The organism is Ruegeria conchae (genome assembly GCF_000192475.1).
GTDB classification, from domain to species: domain Bacteria; phylum Pseudomonadota; class Alphaproteobacteria; order Rhodobacterales; family Rhodobacteraceae; genus Ruegeria; species Ruegeria conchae.
Window position 1 is genome coordinate 853,988 of sequence record NZ_AEYW01000006.1, and the last position, 18,845, is coordinate 872,832.

Annotated in this window: 22 protein-coding genes and 1 tRNA gene; 14 read left to right on the top strand and 9 right to left on the bottom strand. The window is 57.5% G+C overall.

Annotated features, from left to right (window positions below):
- Window positions 1-8: 8 nt before the first annotated feature.
- Together G7G_RS0108775 and G7G_RS0108780 are read left to right on the top strand one after the other, a co-directional pair.
- On the top strand, window positions 9-740 hold the full coding sequence (locus G7G_RS0108775; protein WP_010440523.1) for an SDR family NAD(P)-dependent oxidoreductase: 732 nt from the start codon (window positions 9-11) through the stop codon (window positions 738-740).
- Window positions 737-1,471 carry an SDR family NAD(P)-dependent oxidoreductase gene (locus tag G7G_RS0108780; RefSeq protein WP_010440528.1) on the top strand — a complete coding sequence of 245 codons (735 nt, stop codon included), beginning with the start codon at window positions 737-739 and terminating at the stop codon, window positions 1,469-1,471. The genes G7G_RS0108775 and G7G_RS0108780 overlap by 4 nt, the downstream gene beginning before the upstream one ends.
- A gap of 12 nt (window positions 1,472-1,483) precedes the next feature.
- On the opposite strand, the gene G7G_RS0108785 is transcribed toward G7G_RS0108780, so the two are convergent.
- Genes G7G_RS0108785 through G7G_RS0108800 form a run of 4 tightly spaced genes read right to left on the bottom strand, consistent with a single transcriptional unit; the run spans window position 1,484 to window position 6,010 of the window.
- Window positions 1,484-2,824 (bottom strand): NAD(P)/FAD-dependent oxidoreductase, encoded by a 1,341-nt coding sequence (locus tag G7G_RS0108785; RefSeq protein ID WP_010440531.1) that lies wholly within the window; start codon window positions 2,822-2,824, stop codon window positions 1,484-1,486.
- The gene (locus G7G_RS0108790) at window positions 2,821-4,317 is read right to left on the bottom strand and encodes an aldehyde dehydrogenase (protein WP_010440535.1); all 1,497 of its coding nucleotides are present in this window, start codon (window positions 4,315-4,317) and stop codon (window positions 2,821-2,823) included. The genes G7G_RS0108785 and G7G_RS0108790 overlap by 4 nt, the downstream gene beginning before the upstream one ends.
- Window positions 4,318-4,320: 3 nt before the next feature.
- Window positions 4,321-5,238: a dihydrodipicolinate synthase family protein gene (locus tag G7G_RS0108795; RefSeq protein ID WP_010440537.1), complete on the bottom strand. Its 918-nt coding sequence runs from the start codon at window positions 5,236-5,238 to the stop codon at window positions 4,321-4,323.
- Between the two features lie 7 nt (window positions 5,239-5,245).
- Window positions 5,246-6,010, bottom strand: a complete 765-nt coding sequence (locus G7G_RS0108800) for a GntR family transcriptional regulator (RefSeq protein ID WP_238528773.1) — start codon at window positions 6,008-6,010, stop codon at window positions 5,246-5,248.
- 78 nt (window positions 6,011-6,088) lie between these two features.
- Between G7G_RS0108800 and G7G_RS0108805 the strand changes: the two genes are divergently transcribed.
- From G7G_RS0108805 to G7G_RS0108815, 3 genes are all read left to right on the top strand, one after another.
- Window positions 6,089-7,039, top strand: coding sequence for a GlxA family transcriptional regulator (locus G7G_RS0108805; RefSeq protein ID WP_010440542.1), 951 nt, complete (start codon window positions 6,089-6,091; stop codon window positions 7,037-7,039).
- A 74-nt stretch (window positions 7,040-7,113) separates the two neighbouring features.
- Window positions 7,114-7,869 carry an SDR family NAD(P)-dependent oxidoreductase gene (locus tag G7G_RS0108810; RefSeq protein WP_010440544.1) on the top strand — a complete coding sequence of 252 codons (756 nt, stop codon included), beginning with the start codon at window positions 7,114-7,116 and terminating at the stop codon, window positions 7,867-7,869.
- 9 nt (window positions 7,870-7,878) lie between these two features.
- Window positions 7,879-8,421 (top strand): sugar O-acetyltransferase, encoded by a 543-nt coding sequence (locus G7G_RS0108815; protein ID WP_010440546.1) that lies wholly within the window; start codon window positions 7,879-7,881, stop codon window positions 8,419-8,421.
- Window positions 8,422-8,610: 189 nt separating this feature from the next.
- Here G7G_RS0108815 and G7G_RS23685 read toward each other — a convergent pair whose 3' ends face one another.
- Window positions 8,611-9,192 carry a TetR/AcrR family transcriptional regulator gene (locus G7G_RS23685; protein ID WP_310793653.1) on the bottom strand — a complete coding sequence of 194 codons (582 nt, stop codon included), beginning with the start codon at window positions 9,190-9,192 and terminating at the stop codon, window positions 8,611-8,613.
- 88 nt (window positions 9,193-9,280) lie between these two features.
- On the opposite strand from G7G_RS23685, the gene G7G_RS0108825 reads away from it, so the two are divergent.
- Window positions 9,281-9,754 (top strand): cupin domain-containing protein, encoded by a 474-nt coding sequence (locus tag G7G_RS0108825; RefSeq protein ID WP_037321051.1) that lies wholly within the window; start codon window positions 9,281-9,283, stop codon window positions 9,752-9,754.
- Window positions 9,755-9,950: 196 nt separating this feature from the next.
- Here G7G_RS0108825 and G7G_RS0108830 read toward each other — a convergent pair whose 3' ends face one another.
- The 3 genes from G7G_RS0108830 to G7G_RS0108840 all read right to left on the bottom strand — a co-directional run bounded on the left by G7G_RS0108830 (window position 9,951) and on the right by G7G_RS0108840 (window position 13,140).
- Window positions 9,951-11,759, bottom strand: a complete 1,809-nt coding sequence (locus G7G_RS0108830; RefSeq protein ID WP_037320933.1) for an ABC-F family ATP-binding cassette domain-containing protein — start codon at window positions 11,757-11,759, stop codon at window positions 9,951-9,953.
- A 68-nt stretch (window positions 11,760-11,827) separates the two neighbouring features.
- The gene (locus tag G7G_RS0108835; protein WP_010440556.1) at window positions 11,828-12,562 is read right to left on the bottom strand and encodes a GNAT family N-acetyltransferase; all 735 of its coding nucleotides are present in this window, start codon (window positions 12,560-12,562) and stop codon (window positions 11,828-11,830) included.
- A 101-nt stretch (window positions 12,563-12,663) separates the two neighbouring features.
- On the bottom strand, window positions 12,664-13,140 hold the full coding sequence (locus G7G_RS0108840) for an outer membrane protein assembly factor BamE (protein WP_010440559.1): 477 nt from the start codon (window positions 13,138-13,140) through the stop codon (window positions 12,664-12,666).
- Between the two features lie 84 nt (window positions 13,141-13,224).
- Here G7G_RS0108840 and G7G_RS0108845 point away from each other — a divergent pair, with 84 nt between their 5' ends.
- The 8 genes from G7G_RS0108845 to G7G_RS0108880 all read left to right on the top strand — a co-directional run bounded on the left by G7G_RS0108845 (window position 13,225) and on the right by G7G_RS0108880 (window position 18,563).
- Window positions 13,225-13,761 (top strand): YceD family protein, encoded by a 537-nt coding sequence (locus tag G7G_RS0108845; protein WP_010440562.1) that lies wholly within the window; start codon window positions 13,225-13,227, stop codon window positions 13,759-13,761.
- A gap of 205 nt (window positions 13,762-13,966) precedes the next feature.
- The gene (gene rpmF, locus G7G_RS0108850) at window positions 13,967-14,173 is read left to right on the top strand and encodes a 50S ribosomal protein L32 (protein ID WP_010440565.1); all 207 of its coding nucleotides are present in this window, start codon (window positions 13,967-13,969) and stop codon (window positions 14,171-14,173) included.
- A gap of 24 nt (window positions 14,174-14,197) precedes the next feature.
- Window positions 14,198-15,283 (top strand): phosphate acyltransferase PlsX, encoded by a 1,086-nt coding sequence (gene plsX, locus G7G_RS0108855; RefSeq protein ID WP_010440567.1) that lies wholly within the window; start codon window positions 14,198-14,200, stop codon window positions 15,281-15,283.
- A gap of 24 nt (window positions 15,284-15,307) precedes the next feature.
- Window positions 15,308-16,279 (top strand): beta-ketoacyl-ACP synthase III, encoded by a 972-nt coding sequence (locus G7G_RS0108860; protein ID WP_010440569.1) that lies wholly within the window; start codon window positions 15,308-15,310, stop codon window positions 16,277-16,279.
- A gap of 96 nt (window positions 16,280-16,375) precedes the next feature.
- Window positions 16,376-16,678, top strand: a complete 303-nt coding sequence (gene ihfA / locus G7G_RS0108865; RefSeq protein ID WP_008755922.1) for an integration host factor subunit alpha — start codon at window positions 16,376-16,378, stop codon at window positions 16,676-16,678.
- 18 nt (window positions 16,679-16,696) lie between these two features.
- Window positions 16,697-17,284 (top strand): MerR family transcriptional regulator, encoded by a 588-nt coding sequence (locus G7G_RS0108870; protein ID WP_010440574.1) that lies wholly within the window; start codon window positions 16,697-16,699, stop codon window positions 17,282-17,284.
- Window positions 17,285-17,345: 61 nt separating this feature from the next.
- Window positions 17,346-17,422: transfer RNA gene (locus G7G_RS0108875), tRNA-Pro, on the top strand.
- A gap of 61 nt (window positions 17,423-17,483) precedes the next feature.
- Window positions 17,484-18,563, top strand: a complete 1,080-nt coding sequence (locus G7G_RS0108880) for a 2'-deoxycytidine 5'-triphosphate deaminase (protein ID WP_010440577.1) — start codon at window positions 17,484-17,486, stop codon at window positions 18,561-18,563.
- Window positions 18,564-18,566: 3 nt separating this feature from the next.
- On the opposite strand, the gene G7G_RS0108885 is transcribed toward G7G_RS0108880, so the two are convergent.
- Window positions 18,567-18,806 carry a hypothetical protein gene (locus tag G7G_RS0108885; protein WP_010440578.1) on the bottom strand — a complete coding sequence of 80 codons (240 nt, stop codon included), beginning with the start codon at window positions 18,804-18,806 and terminating at the stop codon, window positions 18,567-18,569.
- Between the last annotated feature and the right edge of the window lie 39 nt (window positions 18,807-18,845).

Sequence of the window (18,845 nt, forward strand, 5' to 3'; positions counted from 1 at the left end):
AGGCAGACATGGATTTCACAGGAAAAACAGCCCTGGTGACCGGTGCCGCCGGGGGTATCGGAGCCTCTCTCGTGCAGCGCCTGCGCGCAGCGGGCGCGCAAGTGGCGGTGGCAGACCGCTCGCTGGAGGGGATCGAAGCAGAAGCGCATTTCCCCGGTGATCTTCTTGACACGAGCTATGCCGACGCACTGCCCGCAAAGACCGCAGATGCTCTGGGCAGTCTTGATATTGTGGTCAACAACGCGGGCGTCATCACGCGCGGGGCAGTGACCGAGACTTCGGATGAGGATTGGGCCCTGTCGTTGGGCGTGAATGTAGAGGCACCGTTCCGCATCTGCCGTGCCGCCATTCCAATCATGGCCGCGGCAGGTGGCGGAGCAATCGTGAACACCGCGTCCTGCTGGGGCCTCCGACCCGGCCCGGATCATGCGATCTACTGCATGACCAAAGCGGCCATTGCCAGTCTCACACAATGCATGGGGCAGGATCACGCGCATCAAGGCATCCGCATTAACGCCGTTTGCCCCAACGAGGTGAACACACCGATGCTGCGCTCGGGCTTTGCCAAACGCGGGTTCGATCCCGATAGTGCTGTTGCCGAGCTTGGAAAATCAGTGCCGTTGGGCCGGATTGCCGAACCCGAGGATATCGCGGACGTGATCCTGTTTCTGGCCTCGGACGCCGCGCGGTACATGTGCGGTGCGTTGGTTGAAGTGAACGGAGGCAAGCCGGTGCAATGAACAGATTCTCCGGAAAAACCGCTCTCGTGACCGGCGGACGCAGCGGTATCGGGCGCGCCATCGCCCAGCGTCTGCGCGACGAAGGGGCCGATGTCTACACCGCTCAACGTGGGCAAGACGACGACTTCCCCTCCTTCCATGCGGATTTTTCAGACCCCGACAGCCCCGCACAGATCATCGAGCAGGTCGTGTTCGATGCAGGCCAGCTTGATGTGTTGGTCAATAACGCAGGGATGATGCAAGAGGCATCGATCGACGACATGTCATTGGTCGACTGGCAACGTAACCTGACTGTCAACTTAACCGCCCCGTTCTTGCTGATTAAGGCCGCTCTACCTCACCTGCGCAAGACTAAGGGGAGCATCGTCAATATCGGCTCGATTGAGGGGTTTGGCAGCAATCCCGGTCATACCGCCTATTGCGCCTCAAAAGCCGGGCTGCACGGGCTGACCCGCGCGGTTGCCGTCGACCATGGCGCAGAGGGCATCCGCTGTAATGCGGTGGCACCGGGCTGGATCGACACCGATCTCAACCTCGATTTCATCGACAGCATGGACGACCCCGCCGCGTTCCGCCGGGATATCGCCCGCATTCACCCGGTTGGCCGGACAGGTGATCCCCAAGAAGTGGCCGCACTGGTAGCCTTCTTGGCCGCAGATGAGGCCGGTTTTGTCACCGGTCAAGTCTATACAGTCGATGGTGGGCGGATGGCGAAACTCAGCCTGCCATAATTGGTCCCAGAGCTATTCAGCCCCGGATCGCCACTCTTTCCAGCGCATATACGCATTGGCACCGATGGATGCGAAGGGCTCGGGCGGCAACCGTGGTGGCATCGGCTGCGCCAGAAAATGATCGGCAATCTCGGATTCTTTCTGCAGCACAAGCTCTGCCGCACCCATTCCCTGCAAAGTGCCGCGCGCAATGCCCAGACCGTTCTGACAACACGCGGCAAAAACCCCCTGATCGACTTCGCCAAAGGCCGCCGAGCCATTGCGGCTGAGGCACAGCATCCCGGCCCAGCGATGTTCCATCCCCACATCGGACAATTTCGGAAACCGCTCCTGAAACTTACGGTCATGCACTTTGCCTGCCCGCTTCAAATGGCTCTCGTTACTGTGAATTTCAGGATGAAAGCTGGAACAGGTCCGGATCAGAATACGATCCCCATAGCTGCCCGAAACCCGCCGGACCGAAGTGCCCATTGGATCCGCAGGTGTCACCGACCAACGCGGCTGCCCGCCCAGCGTGGCAATCTGCGCTTGGCTTAGCGGCTCTGTTATCGATGCATAAAGGCAGATATGCATCAATCGCCGTTGATAAAAACCGAAACTTTCGATGTGCCCATTATTGGCCAAGACAATGCGCCCGGTCGACACCCGCGTCTTTTCGGTTTCGACCTCCCAGCCACTGCCCATCTTACTGAACCCTGTCACGGGTGAATTCTCAAACACCCCAATCTGTCCTGCAAGGTACGCGGACAGGGCACGGACGTAAGCAGCGGGCTGAATCATCACCGTTCCCGGCGCAAACAGACCCGAAGTGTAATGCAGACTGCCCGTCAGCGCCTGCATCTGATGCACGTCATACAGCTCGTAAGGCTCACCCAAGCGCGCCAGATGCGCGGCGTAATCGGCGTTGTGCCGGTCTCCAGCCGCCGTCGCAGCAGCATTGATCTTGCCACAGGGGTCGAACGACTCAAGCGACAGATCACACTCTTCTGCCACCTCCGATGCAAAGGATATGGCCTGACGGTTCAGCGCGATCGTGGCTCGGTCCGCCTCCAACCCATCGCTTGCATAATTGTCCGAAGCCAGATCATGCGGCAGATCGATCATGAAACCCGAGTTCCGCCCGGCCGAGCCTTCGGCAAATCGCCCGGCCTCCAGCACGACAACCTTCAGACTCGGATCAAGTTGATGCAGTCGCCGGGCCGCCGTCAGCCCGGCAAAACCACCGCCGATGATGGTCACATCGGCGGTCTGGTCTTGCTCAAGCCGGGGCAGCGATTGCTGCGGCGGCAGGATCGCATTCCATCCCGCCGCGCCGGTCTGCTGGGGCAACCGTTTGGCTGCGTAGCTCGTCAATCCACCGCCTCATCTTCGTCATCAGTCAGATCAATCCAGATGGTTTTCAGCTGGGTATACTGATCATGCGCATGGACCGAGTTATCCCGGCCACCAAACCCGGATTGCTTATAGCCTCCAAAGGGTGTGGTGATGTCGCCTTCGCCAAAGCTGTTGACCGTGACGGTTCCCGCCCGGATCGCCCGTGCGCCCCGGATGGCGCGTTTGGCGTTGGCCATGAAGATCGACGCACACAGGCCATACTCAGTGTCATTGGCAATGCTAATCGCCTCGTCAAAGCCAGAGACTTCGATCACCGACAAGACCGGGCCAAAGATTTCCTCGCGCGCCAGCGTGGCATCGTTTCCGGGCACTTCGACCACCGTGGCTTCGACAAAACCCTTCTCCGCCTTGCCGCCTATCAGCACGTTTTCGGCCTGCTCCAGATAGCCGCAAACCTTGTTGTAGTGGCCTTCACTGACCAGCGCACCCATTCGGGTTTCCGGGTCCAGAGGTTCGCCCACGTTCCAATGTTTGGCGTGATGGGCAATACGCTCCAACAACTCTGCCTTCACGTCCTTATGTACGATCAGCCGCGACGAAGCCGAGCAATTCTCGCCCATGTTCCAGAACGCTCCATTGACGACATGCGCCGCCACCCGATCTAGATTTTCCGCATCGTCCATCACGATGGCCGGGTTCTTGCCGCCCATCTCAAGCACCACTTCCTTGGCGTTGCTTTCGGCGGAATAGCTCAGGAACTTCTTTCCCGTCACGGTCGAGCCGGTGAAGGACACCATGTCGATGTCCATATGCCGCCCGATGGGTTCGCCCACCTCGGCACCACCACCGGGCACCACATTCAGCACACCGCGCGGCAACCCGGCTTCAGACGCCAGCTCCGCCACCTTTAACGCGGTCAGAGAAGTCTCGGTCGCAGGCTTCACCACAACGGAACAGCCCGCCGCCAACGCTGGCCCGATCTTCCATGCCAGCATCAACAAGGGGAAGTTCCAAGGCAGCACCAACCCGACCACCCCGATGGGTTCACGCACGACCATGGCGATGTGGTCATCACTGGCCGGTGAAACCTGATCATAAATCTTATCGATCGCCTCGGCATGCCACTTCAGACAGTGGATCGTCTCGGGCACATCCACGGTTTCGCAGTCATAGATGGTCTTGCCGCTATCGATGCTCTCCATCACCGCCAGTTCCCGCGCGTTGCGGGTGATCAGCTTGCACAGGCGGATCAGAACGTCCTTGCGATCCGATGGGTGCATCTTTGACCAACGCCCATCATCAAACGCTTCACGCGCCTTTTCAACGGCAAAATCCACATCCTCGACACCGCAGGCTGCAATACTGGTCAGCAGCGCGCCAGTGGCGGGGTTCACGGTCTCGAACACCTGTCCCGAGATTGCCGGGCGATAGCCGCCATCAATGAACGCGCCCGTCGGCAAATCCTGATGCGCAGCGATGGATTCGTATTCATCTTTCGTCAGCAAGCTCATGCCTCAATCCTCCGCCACGATATCTGCGATTTTGCGTTTTAGAATGCGCGTCACCTGTTCCAGCGCGCGTTTGTCATCTTTGTTCAGGCCTTTAAGGGGCGACCTGACCATCCCAGCATCGATCCCGTTCATGGTGACGCCATGCTTGATCGTCTGGATGAACTTGCCGCCTTGCTCCAGCACCCGCATCAGCGGCATCAGCGCGCTCATAATGCGACGGCCTTTGGCAAAGTCGCCCTCGATCACACAAGCCTGATACAGCGCCACATGCTCGGCGGGCAGAAAGTTCGATCCGCCGCAGACCCAGAACGGCGCTCCCCAGGCGAAAAACTCCAGCGCCTGATCATCCATGCCGCAGCCCAGCTGAATATGCGGATAATCCCGCGCCAGTAGGTGTACCCGGTTGATATCGCCCGAGCTTTCCTTGATGCCGCAGAAATTCCGGCTGCGGCCCACACGATCCAGGAACTCTTCCCCCATCATCGTGCCGGTCCTGTGCGGATAGTTGTACAGCATCACCGGCAGATCAGCCGCCTTGTCGATAGCCAGAGCGTTCAGCGCATTCTCACGGTCTGTCGGCACCGAATACGGAGGGCTGGCCAACAGGATCGCATCTGCGCCTAAGTCTCGCGCGCCTGAGGCCAAAGCTACTGAGTCGCCGGTCAGCATCGCCCCCGTTCCCACAACCAGAGGCACCCGCCCCTTCAGCTGTTCATGCGTAAACTGCGCCAGTTGCAGCCGTTCTTCGACGGTCTGGGCATAGTTCTCACCGGTCGATCCACCCGAGATCAACCCGTGCACACCCTGTTCGACCAGATAGTCGATCACCTCGGCCAGCGCGTCCCAATTCACACTGCCATCCGCCGCGTAGGGTGTCACCACCGGCGTGTAGATACCCTCGAATCTGAAGATCGGAGTCATGTGTCCCTCATGCAGATGTCTTGCCGGGGACCTGCCCCAGCGGAAAATCCAAACCCTCAGGCATCACGAACAGCTCAATCTGATCGCGTGACAGGGTCCAATGGTCGTCGGCAAGCTGCGCAGCAGCCGCCTCATCGCCCGCCTCGATGGCGGCGATGATGGCGTCATGCTGGTCGCTCGCCTCCGACAAGTTCTCGGCCATTCGTGCGGTCTGCGGGCGATAAAATGTCATACCGATCCGCGCATGGTCGATCAGCAACCGGTTGAACGATGGGGATAAATAGACATTCCCCGCCATCTCTCCGGTCACTTCGTGAAACCGGGTATTGGCCAGCGTCCGCTCCTCAGCCGAGCCTGTACGCAAGGCCTGCCGAAACGTATTCTGCGCCTCTTTCAACTGATCAATCTGATCAGCCGTCGCATTGGCCGCGGCCAGACGCAGCACCGCGCCATAGATCATCGGCGCAACCAGAAAGAAATCGCGCAACGTGGTATGAGACATCTCGGACACTCGAGCCCCACGATGGGTGCGCAAATCCAGGTACCCCTCACCAGCCAACTGCCGGAACACTTCGCGCAACGGCGTGCGCGACAGGCCAAAGGCCTGCGACAGCTGCGCCTCGTCCAGATCCTCTCCGGGGCTCAGGCGCAAGGTCAGAACCGACATCTTGAGATGTTCGGCCAGCGCCTCTTTCGGTGATCTGTGCTCGCCCTTCATCCCACGCCTTCCATTGCCGTTTTCGATTCGCGTATGCGTATCGTGGTATCTCATAAAAATACATGTTGTATACAGTTAGTTTTCGTGCAGCATGCCGATACATTCAGAAACGCCCTGATTCCGGTCCACCCCATGCACAAACCGCAACACTTCACTTTCATACTGGTCGAGGAATTCTCGCACCTCGCCTTCTCATGCGCGGTCGAACCGTTGCGCATTGCCAATTGGGTGGCGGGTGAAGAGCTCTACCAATGGTCCTTTCGGTCAGAGCACGGAGAGCAGGCGGTTTGCTCCAACGGATCGATAACTCTGGTACATGGCGGATTGCAGTCCGTGCCCAAATGCGATCAGCTGTTTGTTCTATCGGGCATCCATATGCGCAATCATGTCACGAAGCCGCTGCTGGCGACATTGCGCCGTGAACGCGCGCGTGGGACCAATATCGGCGCACTGTGTTCTGGTGCCTGGCTGCTGGCCGAAGCCGGGTTTCTGGACGGTATGCAGGCTGCAATTCACTGGGAATATCACGATTCCTTTATGGAGGCTTTTCCCGAAATCAACTTGGTTCGCAGCGTTTTTGTCGCTGACGAAAAACACATGACCGCATCGGGCGGCACGGCTACTGCCGATCTGATGCTGCACCTGATCGAACGGGATCACGGCCACGACATGTCCGTCGCCGTTGCCGATCAGATGGTCTATAACGCCGTGCGTAATGCCACCGCTGATCAGCGCGTCTCGCTGCAATCACGCAACGGGATGCGCAATGCGCATTTGGCCAAGGCGATCAACATCATGACCGAAAACATCCAAAGCCCGCTGTCGCCATCAGTCATTGCCGCCGATATCGGCATTTCGACACGACAACTCGAACGCCTGTTCGGAAAATTCCTGAACACTTCGCCCAAAAAATACTTCATGGAATTGCGCCTAGAGCGGGCTCGTAATCTGCTTTTGCAGACCGAGTCCTCAGTGACCGAGGTCGCCTTTGCCTGCGGGTTCGAAAGTGCCGGTCATTTCTCGCGTGTCTATCGTGCGACCTTTGGGATCACGCCCATGCAACAGCGCAGCAGGCTGGATTGATCAATACTGTGACTGGACAGCACCCCTTGCTTGCGATTATCTGAACAAGTGTTCAGATCAAGAAGAGGCCCTTCATGCAACTCTCAACCACAGCTGCAGTAATCACCGGCGGTGCGTCCGGCCTGGGTGAAGCCACAGCCCGTCACTTTGCCGAGAGCGGCGCACAGGTCACCATCCTTGATCGTGATGCCGAGCGCGGCCCTCAGGTCGCGGCCGAGATTAGTGGGTATTTTGCACAGACCGATGTGGCGGATGAGGCCTCGGTCGCTGCGGCCATTGCGCAGGCGAAGGACAAGATGGGTAGCATCACCGCGGCCGTGAACTGCGCCGGGATCGCGATAGGAGCCAAAACCGTCGGCAAAGACGGCCCCCACCCCCTGGACGCCTTCCAGCGAACCATCGACATCAATCTGGTCGGCACTTTCAACGTCTCACGCCTTGCCGCTGCCGAAATGGCAAAGAACGATCCCGAACCGGACGGCGCACGCGGCGTGATCATCAACACCGCCTCTATCGCCGCCTTTGACGGGCAAAAGGGTCAGGCCGCTTATGCGGCTTCGAAAGGCGGAGTGGTCGGCATGACCCTGCCCATGGCACGCGATCTGGCATCCTCTGGCATTCGCGTGATGGCAATCGCACCGGGTATTTTCATGACGCCCATGCTGGCTGGCCTGCCTGAAGAGGTGCAGCAGCAACTTGCAGCGGACGTCCCCAACCCTGCCCGCCTTGGCGATCCCCTTGAATACGGGCGGCTGGCCGGGTTTATCGTCGAGATGGGTTACCTTAACGGAGAAGTCATCCGCATCGACGGTGCCCTCCGGATGCGGTAAATCAATGCCATGACCGAGCGGCAGAAAATGGAGGCAGGCGACTGGTATCGCTGCCTTGATCCAGAACTCGATGCGTTGCGTGCCACCGCGCGCCGTGCTGTCCATGCCCATAACACTTGCCCGCCAGATGAAAGGGGCAATTTGGCTCCGGAACTCGCGGCGCTTCTTGCCCATGTCGGTCAGGATTGCTTTGTCGAGGCACCATTCCATTGTGCCTACGGAATAAACCTGTCTCTGGGTGATCGGGTTTATCTGAACGCTGGCTGTGTCGTTCTCGACACCGCGCCGGTGCGGATCGGCAATGATACGATGCTTGGGCCCACGGTACAGATCTACTGCGCCGAACACGCGAAAGACCCCGCCTTGCGCGCGCAAGGTCTGGAAATCGCTCACCCTGTGACAATTGGCGAGAATGTCTGGATCGGCGGTGGCGCAATCATCATGCCCGGCGTCACAATCGGAGACCGCGCCATCATTGGCGCCGGCAGTATCGTCACGAAAGACGTCCCACCAAGGGCGACCGTTGTCGGCAACCCAGCCCGCGCGATCTGACCTCACGCATGACCGCAAGCCATATGCCGAATACCTTGCACTTCTTCTTTTTCGTAGGCCCGGACCACAGAAAAACAATGAGCCGTGTCAAACACTTCTACGCCTGATTGAAGCTGTTTTGCTTTCTTTAGAGGTGTCACCTTCGCGGACAAAGTGTCCGTTTAGCCAAGATTGCTTTGCTGGTATGTTTCACACATTCGGCAGGTATTGATCAAGCAGAGCGTCCACGAGACCTTCTTGCAAGCGGTATCCTTTCTGCTGGTCTACTCGCAGAATGTCTTCCAATATCACAAACTGTTCCATGCCTGTTGTCATGGCCAAACGTAGAGTCAAGTCTTCGTAATCACTCCGTTTCATCGAACGGCGGACAGGTTCTAGGGCCTCGCCAAATGCTATCACTCTTCTGGCGCCGCGCATTTTGACAGTACCGTCCTGAAGTGATGCCTTTAGCGATTCAGCCAAAAACTGACGGAAGTAAGCCTCATGTTCGCGCGAGAAATCCAAATAGTAGCGCGCCACCGCGTGCACACGGCTTCGCACATCCTCAAGTCCTTCCAGCAATCCTGCAGTTGGAGTCACCTCTATGTCGAGGGTCGCATCCAAGGCCAAAACATTGGGGTCTGAGAAGTACCGGTACACTGTCGCGCGGCCAGTTTTCGCTCGCTCTGCGACTCTGGCAAGCGTCACGTTTTCTCCTTCGGACATAAGCTCACGTGCTGCCGACAGCAAGGCCTCTCTTGTTCTGTTCTTTTGATTGGTGCGAGGAGCCAAATCGCGCGTTCCTTAATGATACACTTGTCTCATGAGTAGATATATGTATCATAATGATGCATTCATCGAAGTAAAGGGAGCCGTTGAAATGACAGAGTCTCGTCCACGCACATATCACCTACTTGGTAATCTTCTGACGTTTCACGCGTTTCCTGCTGAAACCGGAGATCGCTGTACCATCGTCGAAATAAAGACCGCCCCGGGAGCGGGTGCGCCTCTCAATCATCATGCTGGCGAAGACGAGAGTTTCTATGTGCTCGAAGGAGAATTTGAATTTTTCCTGAACGGCGAAACGAGTAAGGTAAGCATCGGTGATTTCGTGAAAGTCCCGGACGGCGCCGTGCATGCGTTTACCTGTATTGGGCAAAGCCCAGGTCGCCTGTTATGCGTCAATGCGCCAGGAGCAATGCACGATACATTCTTCACCGAAGCGGGTGAAGCAATGCCAGACGGCACCACAGACATTCCCGCTCCTGACGGACCACCCGACATTCCGGCCATTATGGCGGTGGCCGAAAAGACAGGTATGACAATTTTGGCGCCACAAGGTGCGCCTGCCTGAACTTCATTTTTGAAACGGGAGCCCGCAAATTAGCGTTTCTGTTACGAGTTAGAGAAATGTGCTAAACCTGACACCCGGGACCAAACTGGCATCGACCGCAAAGGGCTCAAAGCGGTTAATAAATCGTGTTCAATCCAGAAGCTCGGGTTTTGTACAACTCGGAGGATTTACCCATTTGACGGTGTTCAACTCGGACTCAACCGGATTCAGCCTTTTCTTCCAGCATCAGCCACTCTTCCTCGGCTGCTGACAGTTTTTCCTGTCGTTCGACCAAGGCGTCTGTCGCTTTCTGAAACTTGACCGGTTCGCGGGTGAACAGCTCGGGGTCCGACATCAGTTCCTCAAGCTTGGCGATCTCGGCCTCAAGGCGCGCGATCTCGGCAGGTAGCTTCTCTAGCCGGTGCTTTTCCGAGAACGAGAGGCCGTGTTTTGGCTTTGCCTCTTGCTTCACCTTCGGCTTTGAAGATTTTGTTTTATCTTCTTTTTTCTGAGCTATCTCTCCACGTTGCGCGATGTAGTCGGACCACCCTCCGGCGTAAACGGTTGCGCGCCCATAGCCCTCCATCGCGATGGTTGTGGTCGCAACCCGATCCAGAAAATCCCGATCATGGCTGACCAGCAACACAGTGCCATCATAGTCGTCCAGCAGTTCCTGCAGCAGATCCAGCGTTTCAACATCCAGATCATTCGTAGGTTCGTCCAGCACCAGAAGGTTTGAAGATTTTGCCATCAGCTTGGCCAACAACAACCGCGCTTTTTCCCCACCAGACAAGGACTTAACAGCCGCTCTTGCCTGTGCGTCATCGAACAGAAACTCTTTGAGATAGCCCACCACATGCTTGGGCTGCCCTCCCACCATCACCTGATCGGCCTTGCCAGACACCCGCATCTCAGGATCGCCGGTCAAGCTGTCCCACAAGCTCATTTCCGGATCCAACTGCGCACGCGCCTGATCAAATACAGCGATCTCAAGATTGGTGCCCTGCACCACAGATCCTTCATCAGGATCGACCTGACCCAGTAGCATTTTCAGCAGCGTTGTCTTACCCACACCGTTGGGGCCGACAAGGGCCACACGGTCACCACGCTGCACCAGAAGATCAAAGTTGCGCACGATCTGCTGAGATCCAAATGCCTTTGAAACGCCAGTGGCTTCGATGACCTTACGCCCGGATTTTGGACCAGATTCCAAAGCCATAGCGGCAGAACCCTGACGTTTGATCTGCGCTGCCCGCTCGGCTCGCAATGCCTGCAGCGCCCGCACCCGGCCCTGATTGCGCTTACGGCGCGCGCTGATACCTTCAACAGCCCATCGCGCCTCGGACTTGATCAAGCGGTTCAACTTGTGGCGCTGTTGATCTTCTTCTTCCCAGACCTTGTCGCGCCAGCTTTCAAAAGCCTCAAACCCCTGCTCCTGCCGCCGTACATCGCCGCGATCAATCCACAGAGTCGCGCGGGTCAATGCACGCAGGAAGGCCCGGTCATGCGAAATCAGAACGTAAGCCGCACGGGTCGATCCCAACTCACGTTCAAGCCATGCGATCGCTTCGATATCCAAATGGTTCGTTGGCTCGTCCAGCAGCATCAGATCTGGTGCCTCGGCCATTAGCTTTGCCAATGCCGCCCGCCGTCTTTCCCCGCCAGACGCAGTTTCAACCGGACGGGCGGGATCGAATTTTAAGCCTTCGCCAGCGCGTTCGACCTTATAGAGCTCGCCGGGCTCCAACCCGCTTGAGGCATAGTCACCAAGCGTCGAGAACCCCTGCATATCGGGATCCTGCTCCATGTAACCCACAGATTTACCCGGGGGGATGACAATATCGCCCTGATCGGCCTCAACCAATCCGGCCATTACTTTCATCAGGGTAGATTTACCTGATCCATTACGTCCGACCAGCGCAACGCGATCACCGGGCTGAATCACAAGGTCCAGACCGGAAAACACCGGATCCCCCCCGAAGGTCAGAGAGATACCGGACATCTGCAACAAAGGAATTCTCGCCATGCCCGCCAGCTAAACTGGCTGGGGCAAGGCGTCAACGCCCCTGTTTGACCTTTTGAATAATACCCATCTCACCCGGCCACGGCCCGCAGCAGGCGTTTGCGCGCAGCTGGAATTGCGCTGATTTCCAGCCCTGTGAACACATGCAGCGTGTTCATCTGGCGATCCACGACCGCGTGGTCACTGACCCAGCCGCCCATCATCAGATAGGTGCGCAGCAATGGCGGCATGCGCAGCATCGCCAGTTTTGCATTTGGTCTGCGACGCAACCGTGTGGCAAACCGAAAAACATCGGGCGCCTTGACCCTTGGCAACCACCGTTTTGGGGCCAAATGCTTGTCTTTGAGCATGGCAAAAGCATCCAGATACTCGACCGTCTCAGTCCCCGCAAAGGACGAGCAGCCAAAAAGCATCTCGACCCCGTTCTGGTCGACATATGCCGTCATTGCCCCCCAGGCGACACGCAAGATATCCGGATCGTGCCGGTCAGGATGAATACAGAAACGACCCATCTCGACCATTGGCCCAGTAAAGCCACGCAGCGCCGACAGGTCATAGAACTGAGCCGAATAACTGCGCCCTACTTCGTCACCGCCCTGCATCGTCAGCATGCGGAAGCAGCATACCAACTCTCCATTGGTGCTCATGTCCTCGATCAGCACGTGGCTGCAGTGCTCATCAAAAGCATCGCCATCCAGATCCTCGGTCGCGAAGGCCAGCGTCCGCAGCTTCTGTGCCTCGGCCACATCACACGCGGTTTGTGCTAAGCGCGCTTGATAACGACCCTTCTCCAACAAAACAGCCATGGTCGCATCCTCCTGCGGTGGCTGACCGGTCAATCATCTGAAACACTTATATAGTGCATGTGACCGTCATATGACCGCCACACCGCCCCTACACAGCTTAGTTACTGACTGACCCCCGGAATGTTCGCCGGATTGAAGTTGCCGATATTACCAAGAAGCTGACGCAGGAAGCCTTTGTCCTCAACATTGGAATCGGTCACACGGCGGTCGAGGACAATGACATAGCCATCTTCCAGACCAAACCGCTCGATATTGCGGACGACACCGCGTTGGTCGAAGCTGATTGCGACCAACTGGCGCGAAACGACCTCGGGCTTTTTCGGTCCATAGTGACGAATTCGAGACGCGACGTAGTAATAACCCGAATCCCGTACAACGCCAGATGCCGTTGGCGCACCGATCGTTTCTTCGACGCTTTCACGCGTGTCGACGCCGACCTTGATCTTGGCCAGATCCTCCGTCGGCGGCACATAGCCGTGATTCTTGAAGATCGGCGAACACGCGCCTGCAACTGCCAAACAGACAGCAAAGACAAGCGTTCTCGATGCTGGTTTCAGCCTGTTCACACCCTTCAACATTGACACCCTCTTGCCATGGCCCCTTGCGGACCCTATCCGATTACAGAAACCGGCGCTCCGGTTCAACACAGGAAAGACTCAACTATGAGCAACCAAACATCATTGCGGGTGGCTGACCTGCCCCAGAACGCTGCAACCCCGTTTGAACTGCGCCCAGATAGCGACACGCTTGAACCGATCAAACGGGAGCTCGGCCTGCTGGGGCTGCGCAAGTTGAGCTTTGTCGGGCAGCTAAGCGCCCAGGGCAAACGTGACTGGGTTCTGAAAGGTAAACTTGGTGCGACGGTGATCCAACCCTGCGTCGTTACGCTTGAACCCGTGACAACCCGGATCGACACGCCAGTCACTCGCGTGTTTCTGGCGGATTGGACCGATCCGGACGAGCCCGAATTCGAAATCCCAGAAGATGACGAGACCGAACCATTGGGCGCTGAAATTGATCCGGCGCAGGTTATGATCGAAGCGTTATCACTTGCGTTGCCGCAATATCCCCGCAAGGACGGTGCCGAACTTGAGCAAGCCGACTATACTGAGCCCGGAAAACAAGCGATGACCGACGAGGATGTCAAACCCTTTGCGGGGCTGGCTGACCTGCGGGATGCGTTGAAAAAAGACGAGTGACAGGCAAGGGATTTCCTGTCATAGCAGGCGGCCAGAAAAACCGCTTGAACATGACGAGAATCGCAGTATTTTCGCGCGCTCATTGGAATTTGGGTTGGACATTGCGGGGCAAGCCCCTTAAACGCGCGTCAAACCACGAGAAAACAAAGTACGTAACCCGGCTGACAGCGAATCTTTCAGCCCATATCAGACAAAGGTTGAGACCATGGCCGTCCAACAGAACAAAGTTTCCAAGTCGCGTCGCAACAACCGCCGCGCACACGACGCTCTGGTTGCTGCAAACCCGAACGAGTGCCCGAACTGCGGCGAGCTAAAGCGCCCGCACCATGTTTGTGCCTCTTGCGGCCACTATGACGATCGTGAAATCGTCGCTCAGGCCGACGAAATCGACCTGGACGAAGACGCGGCCTAAGCCTGATTGGACGCAGGCCAAGGCATGACGGATCAGCCCACGCAAACCGGACGGATCATCATCTCGGTTGACGCTATGGGCGGAGATTCGGGCCCTGCCGTCGTTGTGGCGGGCATTGCCAAGTCTGCGGACAAGAACCCGAAGATCGGGTTCATCCTGCACGGCCAGGAACAGGAATTGCGCAAGCTGGTTGCCAAACGACGTGTCCTTGATGGGCGCGTCGTTTTTCGTGATTGCCCCGACGTCGTCACGATGGAAGACAAACCCAGCCAAGTTGTGCGCAGCGGCAAGAACACATCGATGTGGTCGGCGCTGGAAGCGGTGCGCGCAGGCGAAGCGCACGGCGCGGTGTCCTGCGGCAACACTGGCGCATTGATGGCAATGTCGATGCTGCGGCTGCGCAAGCTGCCCGGCGTGAACCGCCCTGCTATTGCGATCTTATGGCCCTCGCGTAACCCGCATGGCTTTAACGTGATGCTGGACGTGGGCGCGGATGTGCGTGCCGATGCCAAGGATTTGCTGCAATACGCTCTGATGGGTGCTTCATACGCGCGCAACGGGATGGCGCTCAGCCGCCCCCGCATCGGCCTGCTGAACGTCGGAACTGAAGAGCACAAAGGCCGCGCCGAATTGAAAGAGGCGCACGCCATGATCTCGGACTTTGCCGATCAGGCGAATTTTGAGTTCGTGGGCTTTGTCGAAGGCAGTGATATCCCCGGCGATAAGGCTGACGTGATCGTCACAGACGGTTTTACCGGCAACGTTGCGATCAAAACCGGCGAAGGCACTGCGAACCTAATCGGTGATCTACTGCGCGAGGCATTCAAATACTCACCCCTGTCCCGCTTGGCATCGATTCTGGCGATCACATCGCTAAACCGCCTTAAAAAGCGGATCGATCCGCGTCGCGTAAACGGTGGCGTGTTCCTTGGCCTTAACGGAACCGTGGTCAAATCCCACGGCGGAGCAGACGCGACAGGAGTTTCGGCTGCGGTCAAACTTGCTTTCACATTGGCAGAATCCGGCTTTGCCGAAAAATTGGCGGCACGGGTTGCATCAACTGCCGCACTTGCACAAGATGCGGCCCATTCCGTGTCTCAATCGGAATAATAACAAAAAAGGCAGTACCCCAGCATGGCAGGCCGCTCAGTTGTTGTAGGTGTCGGACATTATTTGCCGGAGCGCGTTGTACCAAACGCCGAATTCGAAAAAACGCTGGATACGACGGACGAATGGATTCGCACCCGGTCCGGTATCGAGCGGCGGCATTTCGCAGCCGAGGACGAAACCACATCCGATCTGGCCACCAAAGCGGCCGAGGCTGCGCTGGCCGATGCCGGACTGACGGCAGATGATATCGACGCGATTGTGCTGGCAACCTCGACGGCGGATCTGACTTTTCCATCGACTGCGACTATGGTGCAGGCGCGGTTGGGTATGACCAAAGGCTTTGCGTTTGATGTGCAGGCCGTCTGCGCAGGGTTCGTCTTTGCACTTTGCAATGCCAACGCTCTGATCCTGTCTGGACAAGCGAAGCGCGTGCTGGTGATCGGAGCCGAGACATTTTCGCGAATCATGGACTGGACCGACCGGTCCACCTGTGTGCTGTTCGGCGATGGCGCAGGCGCACTTGTGCTGGAATTACAGGATGGGCAAGGCACTTCTGATGATCGCGGCATTCTTTCCACCGACCTGAACTCGGACGGGCGATACAAAGACCTGCTTTATGTTGATGGCGGGGTTTCGACCCAATCAACCGGCCACTTACGGATGCAGGGCAATCAGGTCTTCCGCCATGCCGTCGAGAAGCTGGCCAAAACCGCCGAAGTGGCGCTGGAGCGAGCAGGCCTGACAAGTGACGATGTCGACTGGATTGTGCCGCATCAGGCCAATATCCGCATTATTCAAGGCACTGCCAAGAAGATGGGCCTGCCGATGGAAAATGTCGTTGTCACCGTGCAGGATCATGGAAACACCTCCGCTGCGTCGATTCCCTTGGCCTTGTCGGTGGGCAAGAAGAACGGCCAGATCAAAACCGGTGATCTAATTGTAACTGAAGCGATCGGCGGCGGTCTGGCATGGGGTGCGGTTGCCCTACGCTGGTGATGGGCGCAATCCGGCTTACGAAGCCGCCTGCAATTCATTGATATTGACAGTGAATTTCGCATCGCCATATGCTCGCTCATCAACAGGGGAAAAAGTATGGGCGATAAAACACTGACCCGAATGGATCTGAGCGAGGCCGTCTTTCGTGAGGTCGGCCTGTCACGCAATGAAAGTGCGCAGCTTGTCGAAAGCGTTCTGAACCACATGTCCGACGCGTTGGTGCGTGGCGAACAGGTCAAGATTTCGTCTTTCGGTACATTCAGCGTTCGGGACAAAACCGCCCGCATCGGACGTAATCCCAAGACCGGAGAAGAGGTTCCGATCCAGCCGCGCCGCGTGCTGACTTTCCGCCCGTCGCACCTGATGAAGGATCGCGTCGCTGCAGGGAACCGCAAGTAAGTTCAGGACAGTTTGGTTATGAGTAAGTCCCCCGACGCCTTTCGCACCATTAGTGAAGTTGCGGACTGGCTAGGAGTTCAGGCTCATGTTCTGCGCTTTTGGGAAAGCAAGTTTACGCAGGTAAAGCCGGTAAAGCGTGCCGGTGGGCGGCGATACTACCGCCCGAATGATATGCGATTATTGGGTGGCATCAAGAAACTGCTGCACGAGGATGGCACCACCATCAAAGGCGTACAGAGAATCCTGCGGGAACAAGGCGTTGCACACGTTGCTTCACATTCACCGAGCCTGGATGACAGCCCGCCCGTTTCGCCCCCGGATGACACGGTTGTTCCATTTACCACAGCGTCCTCGGGGCAGCCTGCGAACCAGATTAACATGGATCTCGGCGAACCCGGCCAAGCTCCGGCACCAATAAAACCCGACATTAGCGACCAACCCAAGCCGCAACTTGATGCAATGGACGCCGCTCCGCTTATGGGTGGAATAGCATCATTGGCATGGAACCGGGCAGAGTATGACGACAAGCTTCTGCACCAAATTGCACCGATTGCGAAAGACCTGCGCCGTTGGCTGGATCGCGTTGAAAACCGGGCGGCGGGATAGCAAAAAAGGCGATGATTTCCTCTTGCCCCTGCCGGGAAAGTCTTTATGAACACCTCAACGTCGGGCTATGGCGCAGCCTGGTAGCGCGTCCGTCTGGGGGACGGAAGGTCGCAGGTTCGAGTCCTGCTAGCCCGACCAAATCACACCGACGTTTATGGCACATAGGCCAGATCCCGCTCTGGCAGCAGAGGGGATCGAGATGACAGGTGTTTGCCCAAACCAGCAGCTTGAGGCGATGATCGCGCGTGGTGAGATTACTGCAAGCCCGAACATCATCCCTGCGCAGGTGCAGCCTGCCAGCCTTGATCTACGTTTAGGAACAGTAGCTTACCGGGTGCGCGCCTCATTTCTGGCAGGCGAAGGACGGTCTGTTGCAGATCGTCTGGCCGAGTTTGAAATGCACCGCATCGACATCACCGAAGGCGCGGTTCTGGAAAAAGGCTGCGTCTATCTGGTGCCGCTTATGGAATCGCTCGCCCTCCCCGATGAAGTCAGTGCGGCGGCCAATGCCAAAAGCTCGACCGGGCGACTGGACCTACTGACCCGTACTATCACCGATGGTGGTACCGAGTTCGATCGGGTCCCCGCTGGATATACTGGTCCTCTATATGCCGAGATCTGCCCGCGCTCTTTCTCGGTTTTGGTGCGCCCCGGAATGCGGTTGAATCAGATCCGTTTCCGCAAGGGTCAGGCTGTGCTGAGCGACGTCGAACTGTCCGCGTTGCATAGTCAGACACCGCTGGTCGATGGCCCAGCCGTGATTCAGGACGGTCTGGGATTCTCGGTCGATCTGCAGCTACCCGATACCGACCTAGTTGGCTATCGCGCCAAACCACACACCGGGGTGATCGATCTGGACCGGATCGGCGAATACGACCCGCAGGAATACTGGGAAGAGGTGCGCACCAAAGACGGACGCATCATCCTCGACCCCGGCGCGTTCTACATTCTCGTCAGCCGCGAAGCAGTGCATATCCCACCGATGTATGCCGCCGAAATGGCCCCCTATCTGGCCATGGTCGGCGAGTTCCGGGTGCACTACGCCGGTTTCTTCGACCCGGGCTTTGGTCATGCCGAAGCGGGCGGCGCAGGATCGCGCGGCGTGTTGGAAGTGCGCTGCCACGAGGCGCCCTTTGTGTTGGAGCACGGACAGGTCGTCGGGCGTTTGGTATATGAGAAAATGGCTGAGATGCCGACGCAGCTGTATGGCGCGGGCATTGCCTCAAACTATCAGGGGCAAGGCCTCAAGCTGTCTAAGCATTTTAAGGCCGTAGGCTAACAATCAAAATTTCATGAAGCGGCGCATCTGCCGAGTTACCTGTTTCATCTGCTTGGCGCTCTGCTTCTGGCGCCCAGCCGAATCGCGCATTTGACGATTCGCTTCGGGATCATTTTGGGTCTCTGACGGACCCGGTTTGCGACCGGCCCGGCGCGCCATATCAATACCCTTGTCGACCCCGCGGTTCACAAGGCGGCGCAAAACCTGACGCACGATCATGTCAATGATCCGATTGGCATTCATTGGTTCAACTCCGTTTCCCGCGCACTACAATAGGCATGT